At 51.2% G+C, this 12,472-nt stretch carries 13 protein-coding genes and 1 pseudogene; all 14 read right to left on the bottom strand.

The window, feature by feature from the left end:
- Window positions 1–9: 9 nt before the first annotated feature.
- The 14 genes and pseudogenes from BSEL_RS04870 to BSEL_RS04810 all read right to left on the bottom strand — a co-directional run bounded on the left by BSEL_RS04870 (window position 10) and on the right by BSEL_RS04810 (window position 12,387).
- Window positions 10–831, bottom strand: a complete 822-nt coding sequence (locus BSEL_RS04870; protein WP_013171891.1) for a hypothetical protein — start codon at window positions 829–831, stop codon at window positions 10–12.
- 232 nt (window positions 832–1,063) lie between these two features.
- Complete coding sequence (locus tag BSEL_RS04865; RefSeq protein WP_013171890.1) at window positions 1,064–2,470, bottom strand: CAP-associated domain-containing protein; 1,407 nt, start codon at window positions 2,468–2,470, stop codon at window positions 1,064–1,066.
- Window positions 2,471–2,718: 248 nt separating this feature from the next.
- Window positions 2,719–4,146 (bottom strand): S-layer homology domain-containing protein, encoded by a 1,428-nt coding sequence (locus BSEL_RS04860; protein WP_232970496.1) that lies wholly within the window; start codon window positions 4,144–4,146, stop codon window positions 2,719–2,721.
- Window positions 4,147–4,164: 18 nt separating this feature from the next.
- Window positions 4,165–4,293: pseudogene (locus tag BSEL_RS18345) on the bottom strand (S-layer homology domain-containing protein); the annotation flags it as partial.
- A gap of 474 nt (window positions 4,294–4,767) precedes the next feature.
- Window positions 4,768–5,739 (bottom strand): DhaKLM operon coactivator DhaQ, encoded by a 972-nt coding sequence (gene dhaQ / locus BSEL_RS04855; RefSeq protein WP_013171888.1) that lies wholly within the window; start codon window positions 5,737–5,739, stop codon window positions 4,768–4,770.
- Window positions 5,736–6,320, bottom strand: a complete 585-nt coding sequence (gene dhaS, locus BSEL_RS04850) for a dihydroxyacetone kinase transcriptional activator DhaS (protein ID WP_013171887.1) — start codon at window positions 6,318–6,320, stop codon at window positions 5,736–5,738. The genes dhaQ and dhaS overlap by 4 nt, the downstream gene beginning before the upstream one ends.
- 82 nt (window positions 6,321–6,402) lie before the next feature.
- Window positions 6,403–6,786, bottom strand: a complete 384-nt coding sequence (gene dhaM / locus BSEL_RS04845; protein WP_013171886.1) for a dihydroxyacetone kinase phosphoryl donor subunit DhaM — start codon at window positions 6,784–6,786, stop codon at window positions 6,403–6,405.
- Window positions 6,783–7,370, bottom strand: a complete 588-nt coding sequence (dhaL, locus tag BSEL_RS04840; protein WP_013171885.1) for a dihydroxyacetone kinase subunit DhaL — start codon at window positions 7,368–7,370, stop codon at window positions 6,783–6,785. Before dhaL ends, dhaM begins: the two co-directional genes overlap by 4 nt.
- A 33-nt stretch (window positions 7,371–7,403) precedes the next feature.
- A complete protein-coding gene (dhaK, locus tag BSEL_RS04835) occupies window positions 7,404–8,396 on the bottom strand; it encodes a dihydroxyacetone kinase subunit DhaK (protein WP_013171884.1) in 993 nt (330 codons plus the stop codon).
- 193 nt (window positions 8,397–8,589) lie between these two features.
- Window positions 8,590–9,555: an ABC transporter permease gene (locus BSEL_RS04830; RefSeq protein WP_013171883.1), complete on the bottom strand. Its 966-nt coding sequence runs from the start codon at window positions 9,553–9,555 to the stop codon at window positions 8,590–8,592.
- Window positions 9,548–10,480, bottom strand: a complete 933-nt coding sequence (locus tag BSEL_RS04825) for an ABC transporter ATP-binding protein (RefSeq protein ID WP_013171882.1) — start codon at window positions 10,478–10,480, stop codon at window positions 9,548–9,550. Before BSEL_RS04825 ends, BSEL_RS04830 begins: the two co-directional genes overlap by 8 nt.
- Window positions 10,480–11,340: a GDSL-type esterase/lipase family protein gene (locus BSEL_RS04820; protein WP_013171881.1), complete on the bottom strand. Its 861-nt coding sequence runs from the start codon at window positions 11,338–11,340 to the stop codon at window positions 10,480–10,482. Before BSEL_RS04820 ends, BSEL_RS04825 begins: the two co-directional genes overlap by 1 nt.
- A 162-nt stretch (window positions 11,341–11,502) precedes the next feature.
- On the bottom strand, window positions 11,503–11,682 hold the full coding sequence (locus tag BSEL_RS17735) for a hypothetical protein (RefSeq protein ID WP_013171880.1): 180 nt from the start codon (window positions 11,680–11,682) through the stop codon (window positions 11,503–11,505).
- Between the two features lie 84 nt (window positions 11,683–11,766).
- Window positions 11,767–12,387: an RraA family protein gene (locus BSEL_RS04810; RefSeq protein WP_013171879.1), complete on the bottom strand. Its 621-nt coding sequence runs from the start codon at window positions 12,385–12,387 to the stop codon at window positions 11,767–11,769.
- Window positions 12,388–12,472 lie beyond the last annotated feature (85 nt).

The raw sequence follows: 12,472 nt of genomic DNA, 5'->3' as shown, positions 1-12,472 counted from the left end.
CACCACCTTTTACTGTACATAAAATACATTCTTGACTGGTTCTTCAATCATAGTGCCATTTCGGTTTTGCAACTGATCAGTAATATAAAGCGTATGGGCTCCACGCTGAAACCCGGAACCGGTCGGTGTAATCCCGATTTTCGTTCCGTCTGATGACAAGGAAAGGTCCACCGGCACACGCTCATTGTTCCTGTCTAAGACAAAAACCGAATTCATATGGAGTGTAACAGGGTTGATTCTGTCGTTCACTTCCACATGCCAGGTTTTATCGTGCGGGTATCTGTCGCTACTCTGACCAGTCGTGAAATCCTTGCCCTCAAACGGTTTGATCGCACCATTGAAAACCGATGTCTGGATCATATCCCCATTTTCATCAAACAGGACAAGATCAGCTAAAGTCAGGTCTGCCACCTGGCCAGCCTGACTCAGGCGGAACGTAAATGTCATTATGCTCTCATCCGTCAGTTTTTCCCCCTGTGCCGAAGCCCAGGCCGCTCTGTACTCCCCTGCCCGCAGCATCTCTGTCTGATCCGAAGAATCCTTAAAATGCCCTTGTTGAATTACAGGGTCCACATGAACATCCCTTGCAATCAAAGACAGTTTCTCTTCATCGAACACCAGATGAAGCTGGCCTGCGGCTACATCTTCCATGTCTCCGCTGATATGAAGGTTGACATCCACCCTGGCTCCCCGTACCTCTTCATAGACCGTCGATATCGATACAACAGGATGATCGGATGCTGTCGCCCTGTCAGTGTCATTTGTCAAAAGAAAATGTCCTGCAGCTGCGATCAGCACAATCGTCATCACCAGTGCTATCACTTTTTTCATCCATTGTCCCTCCATTTGGTTGATCATATTGATATGTATATCGGTTCTTTGTTATCGAAAGGATTACCTGTATCTGCCGCAGTATATATATCGGTTGATTAAGACTTGAATTGAAGTGATTTTTGCAAACTGTTGACGAACCATGACAGTCAATATTCTAAATACTTTCAACCATAAAAAAACCTGTTACCGGTTGTGTATCCTTCCCGGTAACAGGGGTGAATCCTTTACTTTATTCGGCAATGAATTTTTGTGTCCAATACGTACCTCCGTCACCCTGCTCAAAGCCGATTCCAACGTGATCGTAGGCTACGTAGAGAATATTCTCTCTGTGCCTATATGAGTTCATCAGTCCTTGATGGGCATCAATTGCGGTCCTGATACCATATGCGAGATTTTCCCCCGCGAGGGAAAAATCCACATCAAACTCTCTTAGCCTGTCCTGAAGTGTCAGACCATCAGGTGAAACGTGTTCAAAATAATCATGTTCGAGCATATGACGGCTGTGAAAATTTGCTGCTTGTGTCAGTGAGGGCATCTTGCCAAGGATCGACAATCCGTTCTTTACCCTTTCCACATTGATCAGTTCAGCAAGCATCAACTCCTGCGCTTCGATAAACGACTCCCGATACTCACTCTCAAAGGATGAACCGTTGAGCGGGGAGACCGTTTCAGCGAGTTCCACCTTCAGCCCCATCAATTCCGCAGGATGCTGATTGACTTCAAACATCATGTGATATTCAATACCGCTTCGCTCATATCTCCGAAAAGCACGGGAGCGGTTTGACAACGGGTTTTGCCTGATTAAGTCAAAATGATCACCCAATTCGCTTTCTACATCTTCCTTAGAATCACCAAGACTGATATCGCGATCGGAAAACGCCCACGTCGCATTCGGGGAAAAGAATGCAGCGATTACACCATCATGAATGCCGATTTGCATGTATTCAGTGTAATCCCCTTTATAAACATACCAGTCATACTGTGTCAATGAGGGATCGATCCGATCAGGATCCCCCATTTCTTCCAGTAACCGTTCTTTCGAATCCCCCATTTCCAATCCTTGAAAGGAAAACACCTGTATGTTATCCTCCTCTTCTTCAAAGACAGGTCTTACAGTCAAATCTTCCTGTACAAGAGAGAAATCCGTATCCCAGCCGACAAAGCGATATCCTTCTTTGTCAGGTGACTTCGGTGCCTCTGCGGATTCTCCATCACGGACTTTTTCGATACGAATCACATCGGCCTCCCCGTTTAAAAACGTGACCTCATATTGTTCCCTTTCGTATACAAATGTTTTCATTGCCTTTTCCGTGAGCCCCTCACCATGCAATGAAGAAGCCTCTTCAATGATCAGTATGTATTCATGGTCCTCATTATAGGGTTCTGCAGGTGTCACTCGAACAATTTTTCCAGATGATTCAGTTTCAATTTCAATCTCGTTTTGAAACTCGTCCACCATCATCAGTTCAACGGAATCAGGATCAACGTCATGACTGAATTCAACAGTCCAAATCTTCGACGCATCATGGATTATTTCTTTTCCCTCTCCTATTGGCTGAGCTTCCGTGTCCGAATAAACCGTCATGACAGGTAACAACAAAACAGAAATAAAGATCAACCACTTTGCAAGCCGCATAACAACCACACCTCCCTTTTATTACCTGACATTATACAGTTTTGGTATTCACTACACAAGAATTTACCGTTCTCTTTCGAATCAGGTAACACAACAATTGCTGAATCACATCCATTTAGACCATGCCGCATTTTCTGTTCTGTTTCTTCTGCGATAATGCGCCTAAAATAAATAACAAAGCAGGTGCCATTACTGCACCTGCCCGAATGATTCTCTTTCAAATATCAGATCATGCACTTCCTGCGTGTTTATAAAATGATATACGTTCCAATCTCTGTTCCAATTGTTAAACGTACTTCATCCCCTGTAGTCGCGTCCGGCAGGTCGTTCAGGTTCACGTGATCAACCGTCAACGTCAACCCGTCAAGCGGATCAGAACCCGTGGACAGATCCAAAATCTCAAGGGCAGCCGCCGTAATGTCGGCTCCGTTAAACTCGATCATTACCGTATCAAGGAGATCCAGTGCTTCGAGAACCGAAAGGATCCCTGCCTGGTCGAGGTTTGCCACTTCTGCACCTGCAGGGAGATCGCTGAAGGTGATCGCAAACTGATCGCCTGCTTCGTTGAAGACAATCGATTCAACCGTGATCGGATCCGGCAGAATCGTGTACACCCCGCTCGTGCCTCCGATCGTCAAAGTCACTTCGTCACCCTCAGCCGCATCCGGCAGGTCGTTCAGGTTCACGTGATCAACCGTCAACGTCAACCCGTCAAGCGGATCAGAACCCGTGGACAGATCCAAAATCTCAAGGGCAGCCGCCGTAATGTCGGCTCCGTTAAACTCGATCATTACCGTATCAAGGAGATCCAGTGCTTCGAGAACCGAAAGGATCCCTGCCTGGTCGAGGTTTGCCACTTCTGCACCTGCAGGGAGATCGCTGAAGGTGATCGCAAACTGATCGCCTGCTTCGTTGAAGACAATCGATTCAACCGTGATCGGATCCGGCAGAATCGTGTACACCCCGCTCGTGCCTCCGATCGTCAAAGTCACTTCGTCACCCTCAGCCGCATCCGGCAGGTCGTTCAGGTTCACGTGATCAACCGTCAACGTCAACCCGTCAAGCGGATCAGAACCCGTGGACAGATCCAAAATCTCAAGGGCAGCCGCCGTAATGTCGGCTCCGTTAAACTCGATCATTACCGTATCAAGGAGATCCAGTGCTTCAAGAACCGAAAGGATCCCTGCCTGGTCGAGGTTTGCCACTTCTGCACCTGCAGGGAGATCGCTGAAGGTGATCGCAAACTGATCGCCTGCTTCGTTGAAGACGATGGACTCAACCGTGATCGGATCTTCCTGCATGGCCCGGAATACAAATATTGCAAAATCTGAACGCTTCAGATTACTGAACGTTCCGAACATTGTTTCAGAGACTCCTTCTGTAATGCCTTCGTCATAAAGAGTTTGGACCGCATCTCTGGTCGAGACTCCCTGATCTGAGAATGAGAATGTCTCACTCGTACGCTGCAAATCATACGCCTCAACGATTATGTTAGCCATCTCACCACGCGTAATCGGATGATCAGGCCTGAATGAACCATCACTAAATCCTTCTATGATGCCTTCATTTTTTAAAGCGTTTGTTGCTTCAAAGTATCTGCTTGTTGGCGGTATGTCATTAAAACCTGTTTCACCGTGATGACCAGATACGTTCATCAGCCCGAGTGAACGAGCCATAATTAATGCTACCTGCCCTCTTGTGATGTTGTGATCTGGCCTGAAACTTCCATCAGAAAAACCTTCAATGTATCCCAACTCTCGTAATGTGTTGATTTCTTCTGAAGCACGGTGCGTTTCACCAACATCTGAAAAATGCAGATTCATTGCGCTTACGCCCATTGCAGAGGTAAAGATCAACACTGCTGTTAAGAAAAATGCAATAATACTTTTCTTCCTACTCAACTCACTCACTCGGATCACCCCTATAATTTATTGTACATTGACTGTACTAAATGTATATATACCCATTTCCCAAAAAGAAACCCCTTATTTTTTAATATTTATTTTATTTTTGTTGTTTTTGTTACTCAAATAACGATTAAATAATTATCTTATCATTGTACATTAACTATACAAATTGCTTATAGCTTTTGTTGCCGGAACTTCAGACAGAACTCAAGAATCTTCACAGCCCGGGACAAGGTCAGCTCTCAGTAACTTTTGCCAGTTAATTGTTTGAAAAATACAGACACAGAAATAAAAAAAGAACCCTCGATTATGAGAGTTCCTTCAAAAGACACCGGTATTACATGAGTTTATGAAACATATTCCAAGTCATACAAGAGAAAATTATAATGTTTACAGACGAATATGCATAAGCCAAGAGGGATTCATAACTTTTATCATTGTCAGAGACACCCCCTGCATGTTCAGAGATGTCAGACAGTTTCCCGTTTTTGCCCATCTTACGTCAAGCCCTTCGAGATCAAACAGCCTGCGGATATCATTCGTCAAAATATACTGCTCCATCAGTGTCGTGCCACCGAGACCGTTCAAGAGAACGATGAACGCATCCCCTTTTCGCCAGCGAAAGCGGCTCTTCAGCTTGTTCACAAACTCGATGGCAATCTGTTCAGACGAGACCATCGGCTCCCGGCGGTATCCCGGCTCCCCGTGGATCCCCGCGCCGAAAAAGAGTTCATCTTCGTCGAGGGTGAAGAGCGGCTTCGCCTGACCCGGTATGTCCGCAGGTGTCAATGCCACACCGAGGGTCGCCATATGGGGAAGCACCTCTGATCCAAGGGATCGGAGTTCTTCAAGCACCATCCCTTCTTGTGCCGCTTTCCCGAGCATCCGATGCAGGAGCACCGTCCCGGCAACACCGCGTCTTCGGCGGTTGAACGTATCATCGTTGGCGACAGAGACGTCGTCTTCCACGACGAGATGCGCGATGTGAATCCCCTCGGTCTTCGCCTGAATCACCGCCGGCAAAAACGCATCGAGATCCGCCGTGAAATTCTTGATAATGACGAGGATCCCCTGTCCACGGTCCACGTGCCGGATCGTCTCGAGCACCTGCTCCTTTGTCGGAGGAACAAAAATCGGACCGTGTACCGCCGCCGTGAGGATGCCCCGTTTCACATACCCCATATGCCCCGGCTCATGACCGCTGCCTCCGCCGCTGATCAGCGCGACCCGGTCATCCGGGATTTCCCGTAGAACAATCGCCCGGGCATGCTCGAGAAGCGTCACGTCCTCACTGTTTGCATAGGCGAAGCCGAGAAGCATCTCATCGACGGCCTCATCCGGTCTGTTTATAATATGTTTCACTCTCTGTCACCCCCGTCTTCCGCCCTGCTGTTCAGACAATTTCTGAGTCCCTTGTGCACGACATCGTTCAGTTCACCGGACAGCTCTCTTGCATCTGTCCGGCATCCTTCAGCGAGCCATGTTTCAACAAAGCCTATAAATCCCTTACTGTAATAACGAATGATGAATTCTCTCCGTTCATCTGAGAGCGTAAAACCGTCCCGTTTGGCCCATTCACTGATCAGCCGGTCATACAGAGACTCAATGTGAACAGACAGTGCCTGAAAGAAGCCGTTCTGTTCATGGACCTGAATCGCCTTTTCATAAAATTCCCGGTTATCATAGACGTAATACAACAGATGCGTAAAGATCCGCTCCGGCTCATCATAGTTGAAGAAATCAATACTATGCTCACGGGTCTCCGACTGATAGATCCACGTCAACAGTTCAAACTTGTCCTGGAAATGATAATAGAACGTCTGGCGCCGCAGACCGGCCCGTTCCATGATATCCCGAACGGATATCTTCTGAAAGGGCTGCCGCGCCATCAGTTCCTTTAATGATTTGGCGATGATTTTCTTTGTAATCAGTGAATCCGTCATCGAACGCTCCTTCTGTATGAATCCGTCATCCATCGAGGAAGCGGACCCGGAAAAGTGCAGTTGCACATCCCGGGTCCGTCATTCAGCTCTGTTTAATCATCAGCTTCTCCAGCTGATCCGTAATCGTGTCAAAGGAGGCCTCTCCCTGAAGGAGTGCTGCCGCCGTGTATGCCCCTTCGACCATGGCTGCATCCATGAGATGAACCCGCTTCTCGCTCATCTCCATCACCATGTCGAGGGTCATCTTTGCGCTGCCGAGATCGTAAAAAGCCATAACCTCTTCTCCCTCATTGTCACGGAGCGCCGCTTCAATCTTCTCAAAGCTCGCGCCAAGATCCCCGTCATCATTGCCTCCGGTCCAGGTGATGGGCACATCCGGGGCAGAGCCTTTCAAAAGCTCCATCACCCCTTCGGCAAGCTTGGCGGAATGGGACACGAGCAATACACCGTACGCAGGCTGGCTCATGAAAGCACTCCTCCCTCAAGAAGCGCTTTGAAGAACAGGCCGCTCGAAGCGGAACCCGGGTCGATATGTCCGATGGAACGCTCCCCGACATAAGATGCCCGGCCTTTCGTTGCTTTCAGATCCTTCGTTTGGTCCACCGCTTCATCAATCAGTGCCTCAGTCAGGTTTGAAGCCGATACCGCTTCGATTACCGGAGACCACACGTCGACCATCGTCTTCTCGTTGATTTCCGCTTTGCCCCGCTTCTGAATACCCGCGAGTCCGGCTTTCAATGCGCCCTCGATGTCTTCCGGATTGTCTTTGACGGCTTTACTCATCTCCATCATCGCCGTTCCGTAAAGGGGACCTGACGCACCGCCGGTCTTGCCGATCATGGCCATGGCCGCCGTCTTCCACACATCCGCCGGATTAGTGAAGCTCCCGGCTTCAATTTTCGTGACGGCCTCCATAAGCCCCCGTGCCATATTCGTCCCGTGATCCCCGTCGCCAATCGGCGTATCAAGATCCGACAGCCAGGCTTTCTTCTCCTGTACGCTGTCGTTAAAGCGCGTGATCGATTCGATCGAATTCTCCACTGTAAACATGCGTGCCACCAGACCTTTCATTCCAGATTTTCGTTATGCCCAGTCCGTTGTCTCTACCGGCATCCGGTAATACTCAAGCCACTTCTCATCCTCAATCTTCACTAACGTCAGGGAGACCCCGGCCATATCGATCGATGTCATGAGCGACCCGACTTTCGTGAAGGCAACGTCAAGCCCTTCACGGTCAAGGGCTTTCGCCACGTCGTTCATAAAGACGAACTGTTCCATGAGCGGTGTGGCCCCGAGGCCGTTGACCAGAACCCCGTAGCGGTCGCCTTTCTGCCAATCAAAGGCGTCCTTCAGCTTGGCCATGAGCTCTTCTGCAATGTCTTTCGACGGCTTCAGCGCCTCTCTTCGGTAGCCCGGCTCCCCGTGGATCCCGACGCCGTATTCCATCTCGTCATCCTTCAGTTCAAAGCCGGGTTTCCCGACGGCCGGCACCGTCGCCGGCAGGATCGACACACCGATCGTCTTGATGTTCTTGACAAGCGTCTCTCCGAGCGTCTTCAGCTCCTGAAGCGAGAGGCCGCTCTCTGCGGCGGCACCGAGGATCTTGTGGATAATGACCGTGCCCGCGACGCCCCGCTTTCCTGCCGTAAAAGAGCTGTCTTCAACGGCAATGTCATCATCGACGACGATATGGGCCACTTCAATGTCATCCCCTTCGGCAAGCTCCGCGGCCATCTCGAAGTTCATGACGTCTCCGGTATAGTTTTTGATAATCAGAAGCACGCCGCCGCCCTGATCCGCCGCTTTAATCCCTTCATAAACCTGATCCGGTGTCGGTGACGTAAAGACCTCCCCGCACACCGCAGCGGCGAGCATGCCTTTACCGACAAAGCCTGCGTGACTCGGTTCATGTCCGCTTCCGCCGCCGCTTACAAGGGCCACCTTCCCCTCTTGTCTGTATGTCCGTGCGATGACACTCGTGCCGACGACACGCTCTACCAGATGGCTGTTGGCAAAAGCAAAACCGTCAAGCATTTCGTCAAGAATGTGGTCCGGGTTGTTGATAATCTTCTTCATACCTCTTCACGCTCCTTTTGAATGTGGGTCATCCGTTCTTCTGCATGACTGCGCCTCGCAATCCTGACAGGCGACGGTTCTTCACAGGGACCTTCGCCCGTTCTCCTCCATTGTAAAATGATGGCGCTTACATTGGAACGGACAAAACAGGGCATCTGTCAAAATGCCCTGTTTATCAGCTCTTTTTCGACTCTCACAGCATATCCATCCGGTTGAATCTGCGAAAGGCAATCGCCGTCGCCACTGCGCCCCAGACGAACAGAACCATCGTCGAAAAGAGCAGCGTCATCCCTTCAACAGGCGGTGTATGACCTCCAAGGTAGCCGGTGAGTCTGAGATTGACCATAAACAAATACTTCGCAGACTCCCAGGAGCCGATAAAGACGGAAAGAATCGTCCCGGAAATGAGGGCCGCGAGCATAAAGCCCATGACCGCCGCCGTGCTCTTTAAGAGAACCGACAGCAAAAATGTCAGCGACCCTACCGCGACGGCGGCAAACCAGGTCAGCCCGCCGGCCATCACGATGTATTGCCAGTGCGGAAGCACCGTCAGTTCACCAGGCCCCCTCGAGAAAGCAGCGATAATCGGATGCGTCCAGCCGCCAAAACCAAACATGACACCCGCGATCAAAACAGACACGAGACTGATGAACAATACGATCAACGACACCGACATCACCATTGTCAGCCACTTGCTGAGGAGAATCCGCCACCGCTCCACCGGCCGCGTCAAAAGCATCTTGATCGTCCCCGCACTCCGCTCTGAGCTGACGAGGTCTGCCGTGACGACGACAATCAGAAGCGGGATAAACAGATCGCCGGAATTATCAAGAAACATCCGGAGAAACATCGCCGCACCGGTTTCGTTCGGATTGATGCCTTCTTCGAGATAAATGCGCTGCTGTTCGACCTGAGCCTGGATTGAGCGGGCAAATTCCTCGGGAATCTCCATCTGATCAAGGCGCGATTCGAGGTTGCCGATTTCCTGTTCGAGCTGTTCATCCCAGGCGATATCTCCGAATCGTTCCTCGGCGTTCCGTTCCTGAACAAGCTGGGCGTAGGCGAACATGCCGACAAAGAGGATGATGATGAGCCCGACGACGTAAAATCGTTTTTTCCTGACAAGCTTGATCCATTCGTTGTAGACGAGCTCAATCAATGGACTCACCTCCCGTCATATCCAAGAAGAGGTCTTCAAGGGCCGGCAGATGCCGCTCCATCCGGTGCACCCGCACCCCCGCCTTGACGAGTGCTTCATTGACCTCGGCGAGATCCGTCCCGTCATCCATCGTCACGATCGGTTCATGTTCCCCTGCGGCCACCTCTTCGTCCAAAACCTCGAGATGTTCCTGAATGATCGCCCTAGCCTCATCGACAGGAGAGGCTTCCCAGATGACACGGCCTTGTTCGGCCAACAGCTCATCGACCCGGTCGACGGCAAGAACCGCCCCTTTTGAGATGATCGCGACCCGGTCACACATGAGCTGGATCTCACTGAGCAGGTGGGAGGAGACGAGCACACTGAGCCCTTCCTCTTCTGCGAGCCGGCGGATAAACTGCCGCATCTCCCGGATCCCTTTCGGATCGAGACCGTTTGCCGGTTCATCCAATATCAGCACCTTCGGCCGGTTTAACAGCGCCTGGGCGATCCCGAGGCGCTGGCGCATGCCGAGGGAATACGTCTTCACGGGATCATGCACCCGGTTTTTCATGCCGACGAGTTCAATGACTTCATGCATCCGCTTCTCGGTCACACCCGGCACCATGCGTTGAAACTGTTTGAGATTCTCCCATCCGCTCAAATAGTCATACATCTCCGGGTTTTCAACGATGGATCCGATATGCCGCATCGCCTTAACAAACTGCTTTTGTACGTCATAGCCCCCGATTGTCACGACGCCCTCCGTCGGACGGATGAGACCGACGATCATGCGGATCGTCGTCGTTTTGCCCGAACCGTTCGGACCGAGAAAGCCAAACACTTCGCCCGGATAGAGATCGAAGGAGATGTTGTGGATAATCGGCGCTTTGCCAATCGTCTTACTCAGATTCTTTACCGACATAACCGGCGTTTCACTGTCCATTATGAGCCCTCCTCTTCCGGCCAGCGGAGTGTTGTCAAGAGCCGCTCTGCCATGCGTTCATAGCCTGCATCGTTTAAATGAAAGAAGTCCCGGAACAGATAATCCGACACATTCCGCTCAAAGACATCCTCCACCGGCACGAAGATGACCTGGTCATACTCCGCCGCAAGTTCAAGGGTCGCGTAGTTCCACTCCCTGACGTAGCGTGCCGTCTCACCGGTGAAATCGAGTTCCCTGAACGGGTTGTAGATCCCGATATGATACACAGGCGCTTCAGGATTCAAAGACGTGAGCTCGTCATAGAGCCCTGCCAGTCCTTGCAAAAACGACTCCCTCGCTTCTTCCGTAAACGTATCGAGATCCTGAAAGAGTCCCTGTCCGCCCTGAAAGAGATCATTACCACCAACGGTCATCACGACGAGATCCGCTGCACGCAGCTGCCCGTTCAGTTCCCCTTCGGCGAGGTCCCGGACAACGTCCTCCGTCCGGTAGCCGTTCACGGCGGCATTGACGACGGTAAGAGCAGAATTCCGATCCTCAGGATAGGCCTCTTCCACGTGACGGAGATATCCGTCCCCGTCCGTTGACCCCATCCCTCTCGTAAGCGAATCCCCAAGGGCGACGAGCCGCGTCGCCCCGTCATCCGCCACTTCAGGCACATCTGCATAAGAGCCGTCAACCGGCAAGAGCGGAATCCGGTTCACCTGCCGCTCAGGCGCCACGGCACCAGGACGCACCTCGATTTCCTCTTCGTCCTGAAGTACCACCTGATCCACCATCGCATAGCCAAAACCGCCTGCAAACAGCAGGACCGCGGCAATCGACGCCAAGAGTAAGCCATTGATCCAATAGGTTCTCATCTTCACCACTCCGTTCCATAACCTGATAGGAAAAGGATACCACTTCTTTTGCGAAAAACGTTACTCAAAGCCCTTAAATAAGACGTAAAAAATCGCCCGCTCAGCCGACGGATTGAATCGGGGCTGAGGGACGATGTCTTTCTTTTCAACGGTCTTTACACATTATGACGCTTGTCTGTTACTTGACGGAACGATTTCGATGACGAACCACGAAAGAACCATGGCAACCGCAGTCGTCAAAAGATTCCATTCCCATTCCACCGAACCGGCGGATAACAAATCTGCGACACTTAAGAGTACGTATAAGGCCACAGCCAGCAAAATGCGTGTTTTTATTTGCATGACACAGAAGTCCTCCATTTCAAAGGTTTTCGAACACCCTGTTTCTGTCGTTGAGCGCCGTCTTCAGGCATGATCAGGCCGTTTTCATCCTTTGGACAGCACATCCCGGATATGCGCCCGTGCCGCTTCCTCATTCCCAATGATCGCCCGTTCCCGTTCGTCGTCCTTCGTCATCTTCTTTCTCGCGCCTTCAAATACCGCCTCTTCCTGGCCTTGCGGAATGACCGCGACCCCGTCGATGTCTCCGACGATATAGTCTCCTGGCATAACGGCAGCCCCGCCGCAGGAAATCGGGATGTTCGTCTCCCCGGTGCCGTGACGGCCGCTCGCCGCCTGGGCCGTTCCCTTGCAAAAGACCGGAAAATCGAGATCCCGAATCCCGTCAAGATCACGGACAACGCCATCAATGACCAACCCCGAGAGACCCAGCGTTTTGGCGAGACCCGCGACAAAGTCGCCACAGGCGGCGTTTTGCATCCAGCCTTTTGCATCCACAACGAGGACGTCCCCTTCCCTCGCTTCTCCGATTCCCTTTAAGACCAGCTTATTGTCCGCGGCATTGACTTTCACGGTGTACGCCCGTCCGGCGACGCGCTGGTGATCCCGGACCGGTTTGATGGCCGGATCGAGATTCGTCTGTCCCTTCAGCGCGTCGGATACGGCAGTCACAGGCAGCTCGGCAAGCTGTCGTTCAAGTGCTGTCATGATTATTCCTCCCCATCTTCGATTTGCTTTCATTGTACAGGATCTGACAGGTAAAATGAACCGTTGTTCACTCCAAAAAAACCGG

The organism is [Bacillus] selenitireducens MLS10 (assembly GCF_000093085.1).
Lineage (GTDB): Bacteria > Bacillota > Bacilli > Bacillales > Salisediminibacteriaceae > Salisediminibacterium > Salisediminibacterium selenitireducens.
Note: the sequence above shows the minus strand (reverse complement) of the source record. Positions and strands in the feature narration are given on the sequence as shown.

Coding starts and splice junctions, on each gene's coding strand:
- BSEL_RS04870 (WP_013171891.1), bottom strand. CDS start 831: ATGAAAAAAGTGATAGCACTGGTGATGACGATTGTGCTGATCGCAGCT.
- BSEL_RS04865 (WP_013171890.1), bottom strand. CDS start 2,470: ATGCGGCTTGCAAAGTGGTTGATCTTTATTTCTGTTTTGTTGTTACCT.
- BSEL_RS04860 (WP_232970496.1), bottom strand. CDS start 4,146: ATGGCTCGTTCACTCGGGCTGATGAACGTATCTGGTCATCACGGTGAA.
- dhaS (WP_013171887.1), bottom strand. CDS start 6,320: ATGACGGATTCACTGATTACAAAGAAAATCATCGCCAAATCATTAAAG.
- dhaM (WP_013171886.1), bottom strand. CDS start 6,786: ATGAGCCAGCCTGCGTACGGTGTATTGCTCGTGTCCCATTCCGCCAAG.
- dhaL (WP_013171885.1), bottom strand. CDS start 7,370: ATGTTTACAGTGGAGAATTCGATCGAATCGATCACGCGCTTTAACGAC.
- dhaK (WP_013171884.1), bottom strand. CDS start 8,396: ATGAAGAAGATTATCAACAACCCGGACCACATTCTTGACGAAATGCTT.
- BSEL_RS04825 (WP_013171882.1), bottom strand. CDS start 10,480: ATGGACAGTGAAACGCCGGTTATGTCGGTAAAGAATCTGAGTAAGACG.
- BSEL_RS04820 (WP_013171881.1), bottom strand. CDS start 11,340: ATGAGAACCTATTGGATCAATGGCTTACTCTTGGCGTCGATTGCCGCG.
- BSEL_RS17735 (WP_013171880.1), bottom strand. CDS start 11,682: ATGCAAATAAAAACACGCATTTTGCTGGCTGTGGCCTTATACGTACTC.
- BSEL_RS04810 (WP_013171879.1), bottom strand. CDS start 12,387: ATGACAGCACTTGAACGACAGCTTGCCGAGCTGCCTGTGACTGCCGTA.